18 protein-coding genes are annotated in these 17,679 nt (G+C 61.6%); 3 read left to right on the forward strand and 15 right to left on the reverse strand.

The annotated features are described in order from the left end of the window. Positions 1-4: 4 nt before the first annotated feature. The 7 genes from J3A65_RS02805 to J3A65_RS02835 form a co-directional block, all read right to left on the reverse strand. On the reverse strand, positions 5-934 hold the full coding sequence (locus J3A65_RS02805) for a LysR family transcriptional regulator (RefSeq protein ID WP_062578122.1): 930 nt from the start codon (positions 932-934) through the stop codon (positions 5-7). 285 nt (positions 935-1,219) lie between these two features. After that, entirely contained in the window at positions 1,220-1,975 is a 756-nt protein-coding gene (locus tag J3A65_RS02810; RefSeq protein WP_209899230.1) for an SDR family NAD(P)-dependent oxidoreductase, read from the reverse strand. Then, the gene (locus J3A65_RS02815) at positions 1,968-2,852 is read right to left on the reverse strand and encodes a polysaccharide deacetylase (protein WP_209899233.1); all 885 of its coding nucleotides are present in this window, start codon (positions 2,850-2,852) and stop codon (positions 1,968-1,970) included. Before J3A65_RS02815 ends, J3A65_RS02810 begins: the two co-directional genes overlap by 8 nt. 19 nt (positions 2,853-2,871) lie before the next feature. Then, complete coding sequence (locus tag J3A65_RS02820; protein WP_209899236.1) at positions 2,872-4,596, reverse strand: ABC transporter ATP-binding protein; 1,725 nt, start codon at positions 4,594-4,596, stop codon at positions 2,872-2,874. Beyond that, positions 4,593-5,468, reverse strand: a complete 876-nt coding sequence (locus tag J3A65_RS02825) for an ABC transporter permease (RefSeq protein ID WP_062459221.1) — start codon at positions 5,466-5,468, stop codon at positions 4,593-4,595. The genes J3A65_RS02820 and J3A65_RS02825 overlap by 4 nt, the downstream gene beginning before the upstream one ends. Continuing rightward, entirely contained in the window at positions 5,468-6,439 is a 972-nt protein-coding gene (locus J3A65_RS02830; RefSeq protein ID WP_062578112.1) for an ABC transporter permease, read from the reverse strand. The genes J3A65_RS02825 and J3A65_RS02830 overlap by 1 nt, the downstream gene beginning before the upstream one ends. Positions 6,440-6,499: 60 nt before the next feature. After that, the gene (locus J3A65_RS02835) at positions 6,500-7,201 is read right to left on the reverse strand and encodes a creatininase family protein (RefSeq protein ID WP_209899240.1); all 702 of its coding nucleotides are present in this window, start codon (positions 7,199-7,201) and stop codon (positions 6,500-6,502) included. Between the two features lie 207 nt (positions 7,202-7,408). On the opposite strand from J3A65_RS02835, the gene J3A65_RS02840 reads away from it, so the two are divergent. The 3 genes from J3A65_RS02840 (at position 7,409) to J3A65_RS02850 (ending at position 10,586) form a co-directional block, all read left to right on the forward strand. Continuing rightward, positions 7,409-7,972, forward strand: a complete 564-nt coding sequence (locus tag J3A65_RS02840) for a MarR family transcriptional regulator (RefSeq protein ID WP_082476359.1) — start codon at positions 7,409-7,411, stop codon at positions 7,970-7,972. Then, the gene (locus J3A65_RS02845; RefSeq protein ID WP_209899242.1) at positions 7,969-9,561 is read left to right on the forward strand and encodes an ABC transporter substrate-binding protein; all 1,593 of its coding nucleotides are present in this window, start codon (positions 7,969-7,971) and stop codon (positions 9,559-9,561) included. The genes J3A65_RS02840 and J3A65_RS02845 overlap by 4 nt, the downstream gene beginning before the upstream one ends. Positions 9,562-9,638: 77 nt before the next feature. Continuing rightward, on the forward strand, positions 9,639-10,586 hold the full coding sequence (locus J3A65_RS02850; protein ID WP_209899245.1) for an isoaspartyl peptidase/L-asparaginase: 948 nt from the start codon (positions 9,639-9,641) through the stop codon (positions 10,584-10,586). A 48-nt stretch (positions 10,587-10,634) separates the two neighbouring features. On the opposite strand, the gene J3A65_RS02855 is transcribed toward J3A65_RS02850, so the two are convergent. The 8 genes from J3A65_RS02855 to J3A65_RS02890 are packed head-to-tail and all read right to left on the reverse strand — an operon-like array spanning position 10,635 to position 17,598. Beyond that, a complete protein-coding gene (locus tag J3A65_RS02855; protein ID WP_209899249.1) occupies positions 10,635-11,489 on the reverse strand; it encodes a D-amino-acid transaminase in 855 nt (284 codons plus the stop codon). Positions 11,490-11,516: 27 nt separating this feature from the next. Further along, positions 11,517-12,431 carry a LysR family transcriptional regulator gene (locus J3A65_RS02860; protein WP_209899252.1) on the reverse strand — a complete coding sequence of 305 codons (915 nt, stop codon included), beginning with the start codon at positions 12,429-12,431 and terminating at the stop codon, positions 11,517-11,519. 5 nt (positions 12,432-12,436) lie between these two features. Then, positions 12,437-13,096 (reverse strand): aspartate/glutamate racemase family protein, encoded by a 660-nt coding sequence (locus J3A65_RS02865; protein ID WP_174197657.1) that lies wholly within the window; start codon positions 13,094-13,096, stop codon positions 12,437-12,439. Then, a complete protein-coding gene (gene hydA / locus J3A65_RS02870) occupies positions 13,093-14,553 on the reverse strand; it encodes a dihydropyrimidinase (RefSeq protein ID WP_209899255.1) in 1,461 nt (486 codons plus the stop codon). Before hydA ends, J3A65_RS02865 begins: the two co-directional genes overlap by 4 nt. A 12-nt stretch (positions 14,554-14,565) precedes the next feature. Further along, entirely contained in the window at positions 14,566-15,492 is a 927-nt protein-coding gene (locus J3A65_RS02875; RefSeq protein WP_209899258.1) for an N-carbamoyl-D-amino-acid hydrolase, read from the reverse strand. A gap of 22 nt (positions 15,493-15,514) precedes the next feature. Then, a complete protein-coding gene (locus tag J3A65_RS02880) occupies positions 15,515-16,180 on the reverse strand; it encodes an amino acid ABC transporter permease (RefSeq protein WP_209899261.1) in 666 nt (221 codons plus the stop codon). A 9-nt stretch (positions 16,181-16,189) separates the two neighbouring features. Beyond that, positions 16,190-16,864, reverse strand: a complete 675-nt coding sequence (locus J3A65_RS02885; RefSeq protein ID WP_062578094.1) for an amino acid ABC transporter permease — start codon at positions 16,862-16,864, stop codon at positions 16,190-16,192. Positions 16,865-16,869: 5 nt separating this feature from the next. Then, positions 16,870-17,598 carry an amino acid ABC transporter ATP-binding protein gene (locus tag J3A65_RS02890; RefSeq protein WP_209899931.1) on the reverse strand — a complete coding sequence of 243 codons (729 nt, stop codon included), beginning with the start codon at positions 17,596-17,598 and terminating at the stop codon, positions 16,870-16,872. Positions 17,599-17,679: the final 81 nt, after the last annotated feature.

Below are 17,679 nucleotides of genomic sequence, written 5' to 3' on the forward strand. Positions count from 1 at the left end.
CAGTTTACGGCAGGGCAACCCGGTCGGCGAGCATGCCGACCTCTTCCGCACGGCTCCAGAACCGGCCGACGCTTTTGCATCTCAGCCGGAAGGAGCGGTAGAGCCTAATCTCCACGATCATGTCATAGGCGGAGTCGGCAGCTCTCACGAGTTGCTTGTTCTTGAGCTCGTTGACGGCAAGGCTTTCGGGTATCCACGCAACCCCGTGGCCCGCGACGGCCATTGCTTTCAGGGCAGCAGACATGGCGTTCTCGTAAACGGTGTTGAGCTGGAAAGGTGCTCTTTCAAAGATCGCTTGTGGCAGTGCCTGCGCGAAGAAGGAACTATCCCGGTAGCTGAGATAATTCACCGGCGCCCCGCCGATCGTGAGTGGGTGGATCGGCTGCCCTGCCTCGTCCGGGGCGGAAATGGCAATCACGCGTTCCGAGCCCAGCGTCAGATAGGGGTGCTCCGCGAGATCGCGGATCGCCGGCACGCTTTCATGCGCATAGGTCAGAAGGAAATCGCATTCGTTGCGGAGCAGCTTGGAGACATTTCCGGAAAATGAGGAATAGGCTTCCGAAAACCGCGTCCGGAACGGCTCCCCCAGTGCCTCGACCTTCTCCATCCAGAGCGGGAAGAATGTTAGGACCAGAGTACTCATCGTTGCGAAGGAAATTACTTCTTCCGGAGCGCTGTGAGTTCGCAGCGTATCCTCGCGCAGCGAGGAAATTGTATCGACTGCCTTGCGAGCCCGCGGCAGAAAGCTTTCGCCGGCCGGTGTAAGCCGCACCGGATAGGTCGAGCGATCGACCAGCGTCAGTCCCGCCCATTGCTCAAGCTGCATGATGCGGCGGCTGAGGGCTGACTGTGTGATATTCCTGTCCTTGGCTGCGGCCGTAAAGTTCAAGAAATGGCCGAGAGACAGGAAGTCCTCTAACCATCTGACTTCCATAGAAAACCTCTGTATTGCTTTCGAAACAAACCATTACATGGCGCCTCGCGACCGGCAAGCGGTTACATTCGGCGATCAAGGCCACCTCCGCTATCTGCTGTGTCGATCAAGTGCTGAAAGGTTGACAGTTGATTGAAGGTAGACGCCGTCATTCGATGTTCGATGCGATAGCGGATCTTTAAGGGCCTCTGCCCAGCTTTTTGCAAGGCGGTTCATGGTCGATCCTGCGACCAGAAACAATCACCACCCTACTGGCCAGTCGAGCCGCCGCTACGCGTGTCTACCTCACCGTACCCACTGCATCCCGTCGATCTGGATGTCTTGTCCCGTGAGGAAGTTCGGCTCCGATGTCGCGAGGAAGGTGACCACGCTTGCCACGTCCTGTGGCGTGCCGACGCGCTTCATAGCAATGCCGGCGGCGAGTTGGGCTTCTCGGGCGTCGATCATGGCGTTCGAGCGTTCCGTCTTGATCACACCCGGGCAGATGGCGTTGACGACGATTTCGTGGGCGAGTTCCTTGGCGAGCGCCCGGGTCATGCCGAGAATACCGGCCTTGGCCGACGTATACGCAAACTTGCTGACAGCGCTGGTGACGCCGCCGGTATGGGCGTTCATCGACGACATATTGATGATCCGGCCGCCGCCGTTGCGGCGCATAAGGGGTACGGTCGGCTGGATATAATTGAAGGCACCCTTGAGATTGATATCGATCGTCGTGTCGAACTCGTCCTCGGTGATCTCCTCGATGCCCTTCGGCATCGGCTTTCCGGCATTGTTGAACAGCACGTCGATACGGCCCCAGTTCGCATCGACCTCGGCGACGATCTCGGCGGCGCGTCGGTAGTCGCGCACGTCGGCGACGAAGGTCAGTGCCTGGCGGCCGAGATCGGCAATTTCGCCGGCGGTGCGAGCCAGATCGTCCTCGATCAGGTCGACAAGCACGATATCGAAACCGTGCTTTGCCAGATCCAGCGCGCAGGCGCGACCGATGCCGCGGCCGCCACCGGTGACGAGAGCCACTTTGCGTGTCGTTTCAGCCATCGGCATTCTCACTGGCAAAGCGGGCAATGTCGGCATGGGTGCCGAACCATACGTCGTCGTGCTGCTTGATGTGCTGGATCAGCTCTTCAAGGATGAAGATGCGCGAGCGGTAACCGGAGACATGCGGATGCATGGTCAGGAGAAACAGGCCGCCTTCCTGATAGGCACGGTCGAACTCGCGCTTGAAGATATCGAGCACGGCCGGCGGCGGCGTGTAGGGGCGGTGGGCGGTAAACCGGTTCATGTTGAAATAGACGGCGTCGTCGCGGATCCATTCGACCGGCAGTTCGACCATGCCGGTTGGTTCGCCATTCTCGACAAGTTCGTAGGGATCGTCGTCGGCCATCAAGGAAGAGTCGTAGAGCAGACCGAGCTCGCGCTCGATCTCCAGTGTCACCGCGGAGAAATCCCAGGACGGTGTTCGCATGCCGACGGCCCGTACGCCGGTGATCTTTTCCAGCGTGTCGGCGGCGCGCAGATGCAGTTCTCGTTCTTTGTCGGGAGGAACCTGCGTGTTCACCTCGTGGATCCAACCATGCAGGCCGATCTCGTGGCCCTCGGCGATGACGCGTTTCTGCTCGTCCGGATGAAGGAGGGCTGCAACGGCCGGCACGAAGAATGTGGCGGGCACGTCGGCAGCCTTCAGCGTTTCCAAGATGCGCGGTACACCGCGGCGATTGCCATATTGGCCCCATGACAGGCGACCGATGGATTCGCCGCCGTCACGCAATTCGTTTGTCTCATGGTCACTATCGAAAGAGAGTGCGACGGCGCAGCGGGCGCCATTCTTCCAGGTCTTCGGCTTCAGCGAACGGCCGGCCCGCACCTTGTCGACCTTGCCGCGCCAGGTCGCTTCGTCCCATTCCCAGGGTTCCATATCCCGTCCTCCGTTTAAGTCATTCGGCTGCCTGCGGCAGCACCGGTACGGCCGCCAGCAGTCGCTGCGTGTAGGCATGCTGCGGATCGGCATAGATGGCGGCGGCTTCGCCCTCCTCGACGATCCGGCCCTGATACATGATGGCAACGCGGTCGCAGAGGTGGCGCACCACCGACAGGTCGTGGCTGATGAACACCAGCGACAGGTCGAGTTCGGCGCGAAGTCGGATCAGGAGGTTGATGATCTGCGCCTGGATCGACACGTCGAGCGAGGCGACCGGCTCGTCGCAGACGATCACGTCCGGCTGCATGGCGAGCGCTCGGGCAATGGCGATGCGTTGTCGCTGGCCGCCGGAAAACTGGTGCGGAAAGCGGTTGGAAAAGCTCGGATCGAGACCGACGGCCGCCAGCCATTGCCCGACATAAAGCGCCGCTTCGGCACGGCTTACCAGCCGGTGGGCAAGCGGCCCCTCGGCGATGATGTCGCCGATGCGCATGCGGCCGTTGAGCGAGGCAAACGGATCCTGGAAGATCGTCTGGATGCGGGTCGTGATCTTTTTTGGCGCGCGGCCGGTGCTCATGACGGGCTGGCCGTTCAAGCGGATCGTGCCCGATGTCGGCACGGTGATGCCGGCTGCCATACGACCGAGCGTCGATTTACCGGATCCGGATTCGCCGACGAGGCCCAGAACTTCGCCACGCTTGACCGTCAGCGAGACACCGGCGACGGCGTGGACGACATTGAGCGGTTGTGACAGGCCGGATTTGATCGCCAGGTTCCTGAACAACCCGGCCGGCTTTTCGAAGCGTTTCACGACATCGTCGATGACCAGGTAGGGACTGCCGAGCGGCGGCAGATTGGCGGTTGCTGTTTTGCGCGGCGGTGGTGCCGCGTCGGCAATGCCGCTGCCGCGCAACAGAAGTTCGCCGGGTTTGGCGCGCGAGGGCAGGGCGTCGAGCAGCGCGCGCGTATAGTCGTGCTGCGGTTTCGTCAGCACGCCGAGTGCCGGGCCGATCTCGACGATGTTGCCGGATTTCATGACCGCGACGCGGTCGGCGATCGAGGAAACGATAGCCAGGTCGTGGCTGATCCAGATCAGCGCCGTGCCGAGCTCGGAGACAAGCTCCTTCATTTCGGCGAGGATTTCCGCCTGGATCGACACGTCAAGTGCCGTCGTCGGTTCGTCGCAGATGATCAGTTTCGGTCGGTGCAGAAGTGCTATTGCAATCGCCACACGCTGGCGCATGCCGCCGGAAAATTGATGTGGGAAGAAATCCACCTTGCGTTCCGGATCGCTGATGCGAACTTGGCGCAGAGCCTTGATCGCGCGCTCACGGGCATCGGTGCTGCCGATGTTCTCGTGGGCTTCCAGCGCGAGCTTGATCTGCGTGCCGATGCTCAGCACCGGGTTGAGTGTCATCATAGGGTCCTGGAAGACCATCGAAATGGTCTTGCCGCGGATGGCGCGTAGCTCATGGGATGGCAGGCCCACCAGTTCGCGGCCTTCGAGTTTGATCGATCCCTCGACGATGCGGCCTGGTTCGTCGATCAGGCCGATGATGGAAAAGCCGGTGATCGATTTGCCCGAGCCGGATTCGCCGACGAGCCCCAGCACTTCTCCCGGCGCGATGGAGAAGGAGACTCCATCGACAGCCTTGACCTCGCCGCGTCCGCTCGGGAACCAGGTCTTGAGGTTGGTGACTTCGAGAAGCGGCGTCGCCGGTGTTGTCACTGTATCGGTCATCGGCGGAGCCTCGGGTTGAGCTGGTCGCGGATCTGGTCGCCGACGAGGTTGAGCGAGACGATGAAGATGATCAGCGCCAGGCCGGGATAGATCGAGATCCAGTAGCGACCGGACAGCAGGTACTGGAAACCGTTGGCAATCAGCATGCCGAGCGACGGCTCGGTTGGCGGCAGGCCGACGCCGAGGAAGGACAGCGTTGCCTCAAGCGAAATCGCGCTGGCGATCTGCACGGTGGCGACCACGATCAGCGGTGGCAGCGAGTTGGGCAGGATGTGCCGCAGCACCACCCGCCAGGGCGACAGCGGAATGGAGAGCGCCGCCTCGACATAATCCTTCTGCCGTTCGGCTGCCGCGGCGCCATGGGCCGTCCGGGCAAAATAGGCGTACTGGGCAAAGATCAGCGCCAGGATCAGCTGGTATCGGCCCTGGCCGAGAATGGCGGCGATGACGAAGGCGAGCAGGATGGCCGGAAACGAAAGCTGCAGGTCGACGATGCGCATGACAAGGCTTTCGAAGCGACCGCCGATATAGGCGGCGGCACAGCCGACCACGGCACCGATGACGAACGCGGTGCCGCTGGCGATGATGCCCATCTGCAGCGAGATCCGCAGTCCGTAGATGATGGCGGACAGAAGGTCGCGGCCTTGCGAGTCCGTTCCAAGCCAGTGGGTGTAGCCGCCGGTCCCGACATAGCCCGGCGGGCGCCGTGCGTCGCGCAGCACCAGATGCGCGAGGTCGTAAGGATCCTGAGGCGTCACCAGCGGCGCAATCAGGGCGATGAACACGATGACGAACACGAAGACCGCAGCGCCCGTGGCAACCTTGTTGCGGCGGAATTCATTTAGAAAACGGGAGAGTGGAGTGTCGCGCATCAGGCACGCCCCTTTCTCAGACGCGGATCGAGCAGCGCATAGGTAAGATCGACCACGAAATTGATGACGATGAACAGGAGGGCGACAAACATCAGGTAGGCAACCATGACCGGTCGATCGAGCGAGGTGATGCTGTCGATGATCAGCTTGCCGAGGCCCGGCCAGGAAAAGATCGTTTCGGTGACGACGGCAAAGGCGAGCGTCGAGCCGAGTTCGAGGCCGAACACGGTGACCAGCGGAATGGAGATCAGCCGCAGCACATGGCGGCTCAGCACCGTGAACTCCGAAAGCCCGGCAGCGCGGGCGAATTTCACCGTGTCGCTCAGCATCAGTTCGCGAGTGCCGGCGCGGGCAAGACGGATCATCAGCGAGAACTTGAACAGTGAGAGGTTCAACGCCGGCAGGATCATGTGGGAAAGGCCATCACCGGTCAGGAAACTGAAGTCGACGCCGAACAGGCTGGCGGTCTCGCCGCGTCCGCCGGCCGGCATGCAGCCGCATTGCACGGCAAACACCATGATCAGCATCAGGCCGAACCAGAAGGTGGGGACGGAAAAGCCGAGGATGGAAAGTGCCATGATGGCACGCGAGATCGGGTTGTGCGGCTTGTAGCCGGCATACATGCCGATCGGAATGCCGACGAGGCTGGCAAACAGCACGGCGGCCAGCGTCAGTTCGAGCGTTGCAGGCAGCCGGGTCAAGATCAGTTCGCTGACCGGCATGTTGTAGACAAAGGAGCGGCCGAAATCGCCGTGCAGGATACGCCCGACAAAGGTGAAATACTGCTGCCACAGCGGCTGGTCGAGACCGTATTGAGCGATGACGGCGGCGCGGATGTCTTGCGTCGCGTCCGGCGAGATCAGCACGTCGATCGGGTTGCCGACAGCATAGACGCCGCAGAATACCAGTGCCGACATGGCAAGGACCACGATCAGCGCCTGCCACAGCCTTTGCAGGATGAAACCAAACATTCGTTCCCTGTTCTCCCGTCTCGTGCGGGGTTCGAAAATGCGTCGTGCGTCAGGCGGCGGTCAGTGCCAGTCGCCTTCCAGCAGCGCGCGGGTTTCGGAAACGGCGACCTCCCAGATCGCAGCCATGTCTTCATCGGGGCGTTGGTAGAGACCGTGATAATTGCCGTCGCCGAGCAGTTCACGCTTCTGCGCAGCGCCGACGCGTGCAAGCGCTGCGTAGTCGATCTGTGGCTTGGCAGTCGTCGGCTGACGCGCGTCGGTGGTGCGCGTCCAGGGGAAATTCTCCATCCATGACGCGTGCGATGCGGCGGGGTCGGTCTGCTGCACCTTGGCGAGCGTCTGGGGCGCCCGCCACCAGTCGTGGAATTTGACCGATGCGTCGGGGTGGGCATTCAGCCATTCGGAAATCACCACCGTTGCCGGCGTGTTGCCGCCATGCCCGTTGACGATCAGGATGCGCCGGAAACCGGAGCGGTAAATGCTGTCGAGCAGATCCTCGATGACGCCAATATAGGTGGCGAGCGATAGCGTCAGCGTTCCCGGAAACGTTGCGAACGAGGAGGCAAGGCCATAAGGCACGACCGGAAAGACCGGGATGCCGAGCGGCTCGGCAGCATCGACCGAGACCTTTTCAGCCAGGATCATATCGGTCGCGAGACTGAGATAGGCGTGCTGCTCGACGCTGCCGATCGGTAAAATACAGCGATCATCTTTTGCGACGCGCTCTTCGACCTGCATCCAGTTCATCTCGGCAATCTTCAATTCGCTACCCTCGTTCTCAATCTTCTTGCAACTGCGCAAAGAACGTTCTGTTTTCCGCATGGCCGCACAATATTTGTGCTTTCCGATGCTTTGTGTCGCATGAAGCAAAGTTCCATACGGGACTAAAAAAAGAAATTGACAGCCATTTAAACGATCGTCAAGTTCCATACGGGACTAACGACCGATATACCGGAAAGCGACCGAAGAGTGCGACAGACGCGTGGACCGACACTGGAGACCCTGCTGCGGGAGGGCGGAAAAGCCGCCGCCGGCACGCATGGCGTCGAGGACCTGGTATCCGTGAAACTGTGGAAGAACCCCTGCTGGTTGTCGTTCCGGTTCAACTTTCTGGCGCTGCAGTTCAACGAGCCGATCTACCGACTGATCGAAAAGGAACACGGCCTGGCGCGGCCGGAATTCGTCGTCATCTATTCGCTCGGCCTGTCCGACGGACTGACGGCCAGTGCCATCTGCAATTCCTCGGGCTTTCCGAAGAACACGATCAGCCGGGCGATCCAGAAGCTGATCGACAAGAACATCGTCCGTCGCGAAATCGACCAGGCGGACCTCAGAAGTTTTGTCCTCTACATCACCGAGGAGGGCAGACGCATCGTCGATCAGGCCATGCAGCCGATGGTGGAGCGCGAGAGAGCCATGATCTCGTCGCTGACGCCTGCCGAACAGCTGATGTTGTCGGAACTGCTCGCCAAGGTCGTCGTCGATTCACCCAACTGGCCACCAATGACAACAATAGAGGAGAACGAAGAATGACGGCTTCCAGGACATTCCGCACCATCGTGCTCGCCGCAGCATTGCTCGGCGGCGTTTCGAGCGCAGCACTTGCCGCCGACCTCACCATCGGCGTGCGCGCCGGTCCGCTGTCGATCGATCCCGATTTCACCGCCGCCGGCACTCACGCCGAGGCGATGAAGCACATCTACGACTCGCTGATCAAGTCGGGCAACAATCTCGAACTCGAGCCGGGCCTTGCCACCAGCTGGACCGCGATCGACGACACGACCTGGGAATTCAAGCTGCGCCCGAACGTCAAATTCCATGACGGTTCGGACTTCACCGCCGAGGACGTCAAATTCTCGATCGAGCGTATTCCGAAAGTCGCTGGCCCGAACCCGACAACCATCTACGTCCGCCGCGTCAAGGGCGTAGAAATCGTCGATCCGCTGACGATCCGCGTCAAGACGGACGGACCGGCGCCAACCCTGCCCAACGATTTCATCCGTCTGTTCGTGGTGTCGCATATCGCTGCCAAGGATTATTCCGACAGCGCGGAAAAGGCCTCGGAAGGTTTCAATTCCGGCAAGGCCGCGATCGGGACCGGTCCTTACAAGTTCGTGTCCTGGACGCCGAAGGAGCAGCTGGTTCTTCAGAGCTTCGACGGTTACTGGGGCGGCAAGGAGCCGTGGGACAAGGTGATCCGTAAGGAGCTTCCCAACGACGCCGCCCGCGTTGCGCAGCTGAAGGCCGGCCAGGTCGATCTGATCGCCCGTATTCCCGCATCCGACGTGCCGACGCTGGAAACGGATTCGAAGCTGACGATCGTTCGCCAGGACAGCGTCTACCTGTTCAACATGGCTTTCGACTTCCGCGAAAAGTCGCCGCAGGTGAGCGCCAAGAACGGTTCGCCGCTGCCGAAGAACCCCTTCATCGACCCCCGGGTGCGTGAAGCCTTCGATCTTGCGATCGATCGCGAAACCATCACCGAGATCGCCATGGAAGGCATGGGCACCGTCCAGTCGCAGCTCGTGACGCCCAACATCTTCGGCTACAATCCGGATGTGAAGCCGGCACCTTCCGATGTCGAGAAGGCAAAGCAGCTGCTTGCCGACGCCGGTTATCCCGATGGTTTCAAGGTGACGTTCTCCTTCACCAACGACCGCCTGCCGGGAGACAAGGACACCGGCACGACAATCGCCCAGATGCTGACCGCGATCGGCATCCAGGTGGAAGCCAATGCACAGCCGGGCGCCGTCTATTTCCCGGCCAACACGCGCGGCGATTATTCGCTGACCATGTCCGGCTGGGGCACGCTGACGGGTGAGGCGAACTACACGCTGTCATCGCTGGTCCATACCAACGATCCGACCAAGAAGCTCGGCGCCTTCAACATCCGCGGTTACTCCAACCCTGAGATGGACAAGCTGATCGAGGCGGCCGGTGTCGAGATGGATGCAGGCAAGCGCGAACAGTACCTGAAGGACGCCAACGCGCTGGTCGCTTCCGATCGTCCCAATCTTTCGATCGCTTCGATCGTTTCCGCCTGGGGCATGAAAAAGACCATCACCATCGTGCCGCGTTCGGACGAAGACACACTGGCCATGAACATCAGGCCTGCGAAATAGCCTCCACGCCAACCGGAGGTAAACTTGGCCGGGCAGTTCTGCTGCCCGGCTTTTTTATTCATGGGAAGGAGAAGATCATGGGCAAGATTGCACTGGCGATCCATGGCGGCTGCGGCGTGATGGCAAAGCTCGGCCTCAGTGAGGCGGAATGGGAAGCGGCGCGCGTCGATCTCGGTCATGCGTTGAAAGCCGGATGGGCGGTGCTGAACACCGGCGGCTCGGCGCTTGATGCCGTGCAGGCGTCGGTCGTGGTGCTGGAAGACAGCCCGCATTTCAATGCCGGCTATGGCGCAGCGCTCAATGCTGCCGGCGAGCACGAACTCGATGCCTCGATCATGGATGGCGCGACGCTCGAAGCAGGCGCGGTGACACTGGTGCGGCGCATCCGCAATCCCGTCAAGGCGGCGCGGCGGGTGATGGAAAAGGGTGAAGCGGTGCTGATGGGCGGCCATGCCGCCGACGAGTTTGCCAAGGTCGAGGGCCTGGACGTCGTCGAACCCGATTATTTCACCACCGAAAAGCGTGTGAAAGCGCTGGCTGCGATGAAGGCGCATGCGGCGGCCGGCACGGCTGCATCGGCGAGCGAATCCGAAAAGCACGGCACGGTGGGGGCCGTCGCGCTCGACAGTGCCGGACATCTGGCGGCCGCAACCTCGACCGGTGGCTACAACAACAAACCGGTCGGTCGTATCGGCGATACCCCGATAGTCGGCGCCGGCACCTATGCCCGCGACGGTCTCTGCGCTGTGTCGGGCACCGGCAAGGGCGAGTTCTTCATCCGCTATGCCGTCGGCCATGAAGTCGCAAGCCGCATCGGCTATCTCGACGAGACGGTGGAGCAGGCGGCGTCGAAGGTGATCATGGAAGACCTGAAGCCGCACGCTATCGGTGCCGGACTTGTGGCCGTCGGAGCCGACGGAACGATCGCCACACCTTACAACACCGACGGCATGTTTCGCGGCTGGGTCACACCTGACGGCGAATTCTTCGTTGCTACCCACGACGTGGTGTTCAGGATCGAGTAAGGCGACCCGGAGATTGCGGAGGCCGCTGTTACGGCGGCCTCGCGGCGCTTAGATTGCGCTGGCGATCTTGTCGGCGATGTAGAGTTCGCGCAGTTTGAGCGTCAGAGTCCCCGGCTTGCCGTCGCCGACGGGTTCACCGTCGATGCGGGTGACCGGCATGACGAAGTTGGTGGCGGATGTGATGAAGGCCTCCGAGGCATTCATCGCTTCATCGGGTGTGAAGGCGCGCTCGCCATAGGGAATGCCGGCTTTTTCGGCGAGATCAAGCACGCTTGCGCGCGTGATGCCGTGCAGGATTGCATTCGACAGCGGGCGGGTGATCAGCCTGCCAGTCTTGTCGATGATATGGGCGGTTGCCGAGCTTGCCTCCGTGACGAAGCCGTCCTCCACCAGCCAGGCGTCATCAGCGCCTTTCTCCATCGCCTGCATCTTGGCCATCGAGGGATAAAGCAGTTGCACGGTCTTGATGTCGCGGCGCTCCCAGCGCCAGTCGGGCAGCAGAGCGACGGACAGGCCGGTTGCGAGCTTGGGGTTCTCGATCACCGACTTTGCCTGGGTAAAGAGAACCAGCGTCGGTGTCGGATCCTTCGGAAAGGCGAAGTCGCGATCGGCGGGGCCGCGCGACAGCTGGAGGTAGATCAGGCCTTCCTTGAGTGCATTGCGGCGGATGATCTCGCGATGAACCTCCAGAAGTTCGCTGGCCGAAATCGGCAGGTCCAGACCCAGTTCCCCGATCGAGCGCTTCAGGCGGGCGGCGTGGCCGTCATATTCAAGAAGCTTGCCGTCGATGACGCCGGTCACTTCGTAGATGGCGTCTGCGAACAGAAACCCGCGGTCGAACACGGAGACCTTAGCGTCGGCCTCGGGCAGCCATTCGCCATTCAAATAAACGATACGGGACAAGGCAATCTCCTTCAGTATGTCGGGAATTCAAAACACATCGCCGGCGGCTCGCTTCAGTTCGGCGATGAAGCCGTGCAGCAGACGCGAGCGCGGCACGCCTTTGCGGGTAATCAGGACGGCCGCGACTTCGCGGGGCGGCTGGAAGGGCAGTTGCACCAAGCCCTCCGATGACTGGTAGGCGGCGCTATAGGGATCGACGACCGCTGCCCCGACGCCTGCTCCGGCCAGAACCGCAGCCGTTGCGCAGTAGCGCACCTCGACCCGCGGCTCGTAGTCGATACCTTCGCGATCGAAGGCGTCACGCAGCATCTGGCCCATGCGCGATTCAGCTTCGAGGCCGATGAAGCCGTGTTCGGAGAGATCGCTGACCGTCACCTCCTGCCGGCTGGCGACCGGGTGGTCCTTCGGCACAAGCGCGACCATATGGGTACGCGACAGGATCTCTACATTCACGGAAGGATGACGCTCGAGCGCGATCGCCAGACCGACATCGGCGGCGCCGCTCTGCACAGCTTCGATGACGTGTTCGAGCCGGCGAACATCGTAGGCGACAGACACATCCGGACGGTCCTTCAGGAACCGTGCGAGCGCCACCGGTGCGACCGTATTGCCAAGCGGCGGCGTCGACATGACGCGCAGCCGTCCCGATGTGCCGTGCCTGATGGAGCGGGCGCGGGCGGAAAAGCTGCGCAACATGCTGAAGACCGGACGCACCTCTTCAAACAGAAGCGTCGCTTCCTCGGTTGGCTCAAGCCGCCGGTGCAGGCGCTCGAACAGCGTTATGCCGAGCTGGTTTTCCAGCTGGCGGATGCCGTTCGAAACGGCGGGCTGGGAAATGCCCAACTGCTCGGCGGCCTCGACGGTCGTTTCGCAGCGCATCATGGCCCCGAAGATCTCGAGGAGGCGCAGGGAGATATCCGGTTTCTGCTCGATTTCGGTCATGGCGTTCAGGTGAGAACTGCGCCAAGCGCCATCGCGACGGCGGCCTGGGTCGGGTCGATCACGCGGATGCCGAGCTCCTCTTCCAGTCTGCGGCGATGGCCGGACATGCCGGCACAGCCCAGCACGATCGCGCCGGCGCCCATCTGGCGCAATTTCAGCCCGGCCTTCACGAGTGCCGCGTAGCTTTCCTCCCCATGGCCGCTATCGGCGACGCTGATCGCGCCTTCAAGCGCGACCTCGCCGGCAAGCCTGCCATCGACGCCGAGGCGGCGAAGGTTGCGCATGTGACGGGGGATCGAACCTTCGGCGACTGCGATGACGCCGAAGAGATCCGCAAGCGCCAGCGCGCTCAGCACGCCCGCATCCTGGATGCCGTAGACCGGCTTTTTGGTGATCGACCGGGCAAGGTCCAGCCCGGGCTGCGAATAGCAGGCGAGCACATAGGCTGATGCATCCGGTCGGGTTTCTATCAGGTCGGCGGTGCGCAGTGACGCTTCATCCACATGGCGCTGGCTGACGACGCCGGGCGGACCCTCATCGATCGTGACGCATTCGATGACGGGACCACCCGGAAACTGCATCGGGGAGAGCGCCACGCGCAGGCCTTCGGTGACGCTTTCCGAACTGTTCGGGTTGATGACGAGGATCGGGCCGACTTTTCTCATGGGGCGATCTCCACGCCGAAGTTCTGCGCCGGATCAAATTCCTTGGCGCGGTAGCCGGGCTTGCCCGTCAGGTCGACAGGGCTGCGGGCAATGAAACGGCCACGACCACGGTCCGCCTTCAACTCGCCGTTCTCGACGATGACATCACCGCGGTTCATGGTGAGGACTGGCCAGCCTTCGATCTCCATGCCCTCAAACGGTGTGTAGTCCATATTGTCGTGCTGATCGGCAAGCGTTGCCTTGCGGCGGGCTTCCGGGTCCCAGATGCAGATATCGGCTTCGTAGCCGGGTGCGATCGATCCCTTTTTAGCCATACCGAATGTCTTCGCCACAGTGGTGCTCGAGAGCGCAACGAATTGCTGCAGCGTGATGCGGCCTTTGGTGACGCCCTCCGAGAACAGATAGGGCAGGCGCATGGCGATGCCGGGCATGCCGTTGGAGATCTTCGGGTAAGGCGCATCCGCGCCATTGGCAAACTTTCCGCTGGCGTCGAACCGGTAGGGCGCGTGGTCGGAGGAGACGCTTTCGAACGTGCCTGACTGCACATGTCGCCAGAGCGCTTCCTGCGTTGCCGCGTCGCGGAGCGGTGGAGAGCAGATGAATTTCGCCCCTTCCATGCCGGGCCGATCGAGATCATCAAGGGTCAGCGCCAGATATTGCGGGCATGTTTCGGCAAACAGTTTCGTGCCGGCGAGCTTTTCGCGCTGGACGATGGCAGCGCCGCCAGCCGTTGAGACGTGGACGATGAAGAGTGCTGCATCGACCAGCTTTGCCAGCGAGACGGCCCGGTTGATCGCTTCTTCCTCCGCAAGCTCCGGACGGCTGATCGCGTGGTATTTTGGCGCGGTCAGCCCAGCCGCCGCGAGCCGCTTGTTCATCCACTTCACCATGTCGTTGTTTTCGGCATGGACCATGGTGAGCGCCCCATGGGTTTTGGCAATCGTCAGGATATCGAGCATGCCGCCGTCGCCGATATTCATCAGGTCGTAGGTCATGAAGACCTTGAACGACGTGATGCCCCGCGCAAATACGCCCGGTAGCTCTGCAAGGACATCAGCCGAAGGGTCGGAAATGATCAGATGATAGGAATAGTCGAGCACCGAGTGCGGCGCGGCGCGGCCGTCATAGGTGGCGATGACTTCGGCAATCGACTGGCCGCGATGCTGGGCTGCGAACGGGATAAACGACGAATTGCCCCCGAAGGCGGCGGAGACCGAACCGGAATAGTAGTCGTCGGCGGTCATCACGCCCGCGGAGCTTTCCTGAGCGATATGGGCATGCGCCTCGATGCCGCCGGGAACGACCAGCTTGCCGCCGGCATCGATCCGGCGGTTGCCTCCGGAGATCTTCTCGCCGATTGCCGAAATCCGACCATCGGTGATGCCGATATCGCCATCGAATATGTCGGATGCAGTGACGATGCGACCGCCATGGATGACCGTATCAAACGCTGTCATGTCGGTCTTTCCTTACACTTCGATGATCACGCCGGTCTGGCTCGTCAGACGGCCGTAATGCTCGATACGACGATGGCGCTCGAAATCAAAGATCGTCTTCTTGCCGAAGTCGCATTTGGAAAAATCGCATTCGGCGATGATGAGCTCGTCCTCCTCGGTCACGGCGCGGGCGAGAACGAACCCGTCCGGATCGACGATGATCGAGCCGCCCATCAGCGGGTGACCGTCCTCATTGCCCGCCTTGGCGACGCCGACGACATAGGTCGAATTCTGGTAGGCGCCGGACTGCATGGAGAGGTCGGAATGGAAAAGCCGCTTCTCCAGCCCCTCGGCGCTCATCTGGCTGTTCACCGACGGCGTGTTGTAGCCGATCGTGACCAGCTCGACGCCCTGCAGGCCCAGGCAACGGAAGGTTTCCAGCCAGCGGCGGTCGTTGCAGATCGCCATGCCCATGATGACGCCTTCGTTGCGCCAGACGTTGAAGCCGAGGTCGCCGGGTTCGAAATAGCGCTTTTCGAGATGCTGGAAGGCACGCTCGGTATCGTATTCGGAATGGCCTGGGAGGTGTACCTTGCGATACTTGCCGACGATATTGGCCTGCCGGTCGGTAACGATGGAGGTGTTGTAATAGTGTCCATCCGGCGTCTTCTCGCCGTAGCCGAAGGTGATGGCGATGTTGAGCTCGCGGGCGCGGTCGAACAGCGGCTGCGTGGCGGCGTTGGGCATTTCCGTCTCGAACCAGAAATCGATCTCGGTTTGGTCTTCCATATACCAGCGGGGGAAGAAGGTCGTGAGCGCCAGCTCCGGGTAGACGACCATGTCGGCGCCCTTCAATGCGGCTTCATCGAGCAGCGCAATCATGCGCGTGACGACGCTTTCGCGGCTATCGGCTTTCTGGATGGCGCCGAGCTGGGCACCTGCGATCTTCATGATGGTCATCGGAGTTTCCTTTCGAAAGCGATCAGGCGGCCAGGCGCCGCTGGAAATTACTGACGAGGCGCACCAGCGGCCACAGCAGCACGAGATAGATGAGAGCCGCCAGCACCAGCGGCGAGGCATTGTAGGTGACCGAGCGCGCCATGCCGGCATTGTAGAGAAGCTCGGACAGCGAGATGACGGAGGCAAGCGAGGTGAGCTTGACGACTTCTACGGTGTTGGACAGCAGGTCCGGCAGCACGTTGCGGATGGCCTGCGGCAGGACGACATGGGAAAGCGTCTGTACCGGGCTGAGGCCCGTCGACTGCGCCGCTTCCCACTGTCCCTTGGCAACCGAGATGAGCCCGGCGCGATAGACCTCGGCGTAATAGGAGGAGTTGTTGAGCAGGAAGGCGATGACGACGGCGTAAAACGGCGAGATGTTGACCCCCGCAAAGGGCAGGCCGGCATAGATGAAGATGAGCAGCACCAGCGGCGGCAGGGCGCGGAAGAGATCTGTATAGGCGATCGAGATCCAGCGCAGCCAGCGGCGCTCGCTCATATTTCCGAGTGCTACGAACAGGCCGCCGATAAGGCCGAGCAGGATCACGGCGCTGCACAGCTTCAGCGTCATCCAGAGGCCGGACATCATCAACGGCAATGACTGGCGCATGATGTCGAGATTGAAGAACTGGTCGATGAAGATATCCATGGCAGCCTCCTATCGCTTCTTCCAGGCGGTCCGGCTTTCCAGCCAGCGGGCGAAGACCACCATCGGCAGGAAAATCACCAGATAGGCGACAACCGACATGGTGAGCGGCGTGGCACTGCCGGAAAAACTCTGCGCCGTCGTGGCGCTCGACAGGATTTCCGACACGCCAATGGCCGAGCCGAGCGCGGTCATTTTGGTGATGGCGAGCACGCGGTTGACGAGCGGCGGTATGGCAAGGCGGACGGCCTGGGGCAGCGCCACATAGGCAAGCGTGCGGGTAAAACCGAGCCCGGTTGCGATGCCGGCCTCCCATTGGCCTTTCTCGACGGACGAAAAGCCCGCCCAGAATATCTCTTCGGCAAAAGCTGCAAGGGTCGCCGCCAGAACGAGGAACAGAACCATTGGTCCGGACAGCTGGATGCCGATCGACGGGAACCCGAAATAGAGGATCAGGATGACGACCAGAGGCGGCAGTGCGCGAAAGATATCGGCATAGCAGATGATGAAGAAATTGAGCGTCTTGACGCCATAGCTGCGCAGGCAGGCGAGCGCGAGGCCGGCCAGGATGCCAGCCACGATCACCGCCGAGGCAATCTGCAGGGTGACCCAGATTCCGGCAATGATGTCAGGCGTATATTTCGCCATCACCACCGGGTTGAAGAAGGTTTCGAGGAACCGGTCCATCGCCGTTACCCGGAAACGCGCGAAAGGAATGCGCGGGTGCGATCGGCCTTCGGGTTGCCGAATAGCTCGTCCGGCGCGCCTTCTTCGACGACGACACCGCCATCCATGAAGACAACCCGGTCCGCGGTCTCGCGGGCAAAGCCCATCTCGTGGCTGACGACGACCATCGTCATGCCCTTGGATTTCAGGTCCTTCATCACCTTGAGGACGGAACCGACCAGTTCGGGATCAAGCGCTGAGGTTGGCTCGTCGAACAGCATGACTTTCGGGTCGAGCGCCAGCGAGCGGGCGATCGCCACGCGCTGCTGCTGGCCCCCGGACAGTTCACCGGGATAGGCGTCGGCCTTGTGCGCCAGGCCAACCTGTTCGAGCATGTCCATCGCCCGCGCATCGGCCTCTTCCTTGGCGCGCTTCAGCGCCTTGCGCTGAGCGAGCGTGACATTCTTGAGGACACTCATATGCGGGTAGAGGTGAAAACCCTGGAACACCATGCCGATCTGCAGCCGCATACGGTCGAGATCGCGGCGGGTACCGGCCATGATGTTGCGGCCATTGACGATGATATCGCCCGATGTTGGCTCCTCGAGACGGTTACAACAGCGCAGCATCGTGCTTTTACCGGAACCGGATGGACCGATGACGAACACGAGTTCGCCCTCGGCGACCCTCAGGTCGATCTTCTTGAGGACGGTAGTGGTCCCGAAGCGCTTTTCCAGCGCGACGACTTCGAGCATTGGGCGATTGGCCATTGTGGGACCTCCGGCAGGCACGATGCGGGCAGATTGCCGGCCAACCGCTATCTCCGATGGGAGAGA

Source organism: Rhizobium sp. PvP014 (assembly GCF_017876855.1).
Lineage (GTDB): Bacteria > Pseudomonadota > Alphaproteobacteria > Rhizobiales > Rhizobiaceae > Neorhizobium > Neorhizobium soli.

Excerpts from the sequence above, each read along its gene's own strand:
- J3A65_RS02830 (WP_062578112.1), bottom strand. The coding sequence starts at position 6,439 with ATGTTTGGTTTCATCCTGCAAAGGCTGTGGCAGGCGCTGATCGTGGTC.
- J3A65_RS02875 (WP_209899258.1), bottom strand. The coding sequence starts at position 15,492 with ATGACCATCATGAAGATCGCAGGTGCCCAGCTCGGCGCCATCCAGAAA.
- J3A65_RS02860 (WP_209899252.1), bottom strand. The coding sequence starts at position 12,431 with ATGACCGAAATCGAGCAGAAACCGGATATCTCCCTGCGCCTCCTCGAG.
- J3A65_RS02805 (WP_062578122.1), bottom strand. The coding sequence starts at position 934 with ATGGAAGTCAGATGGTTAGAGGACTTCCTGTCTCTCGGCCATTTCTTG.
- J3A65_RS02885 (WP_062578094.1), bottom strand. The coding sequence starts at position 16,864 with ATGGACCGGTTCCTCGAAACCTTCTTCAACCCGGTGGTGATGGCGAAA.
- J3A65_RS02850 (WP_209899245.1), top strand. The coding sequence starts at position 9,639 with ATGGGCAAGATTGCACTGGCGATCCATGGCGGCTGCGGCGTGATGGCA.
- hydA (WP_209899255.1), bottom strand. The coding sequence starts at position 14,553 with ATGACAGCGTTTGATACGGTCATCCATGGCGGTCGCATCGTCACTGCA.
- J3A65_RS02825 (WP_062459221.1), bottom strand. The coding sequence starts at position 5,468 with ATGCGCGACACTCCACTCTCCCGTTTTCTAAATGAATTCCGCCGCAAC.
- J3A65_RS02845 (WP_209899242.1), top strand. The coding sequence starts at position 7,969 with ATGACGGCTTCCAGGACATTCCGCACCATCGTGCTCGCCGCAGCATTG.
- J3A65_RS02890 (WP_209899931.1), bottom strand. The coding sequence starts at position 17,598 with ATGCTCGAAGTCGTCGCGCTGGAAAAGCGCTTCGGGACCACTACCGTC.
- J3A65_RS02865 (WP_174197657.1), bottom strand. The coding sequence starts at position 13,096 with ATGAGAAAAGTCGGCCCGATCCTCGTCATCAACCCGAACAGTTCGGAA.
- J3A65_RS02810 (WP_209899230.1), bottom strand. The coding sequence starts at position 1,975 with ATGGCTGAAACGACACGCAAAGTGGCTCTCGTCACCGGTGGCGGCCGC.
- J3A65_RS02820 (WP_209899236.1), bottom strand. The coding sequence starts at position 4,596 with ATGACCGATACAGTGACAACACCGGCGACGCCGCTTCTCGAAGTCACC.
- J3A65_RS02815 (WP_209899233.1), bottom strand. The coding sequence starts at position 2,852 with ATGGAACCCTGGGAATGGGACGAAGCGACCTGGCGCGGCAAGGTCGAC.
- J3A65_RS02880 (WP_209899261.1), bottom strand. The coding sequence starts at position 16,180 with ATGGATATCTTCATCGACCAGTTCTTCAATCTCGACATCATGCGCCAG.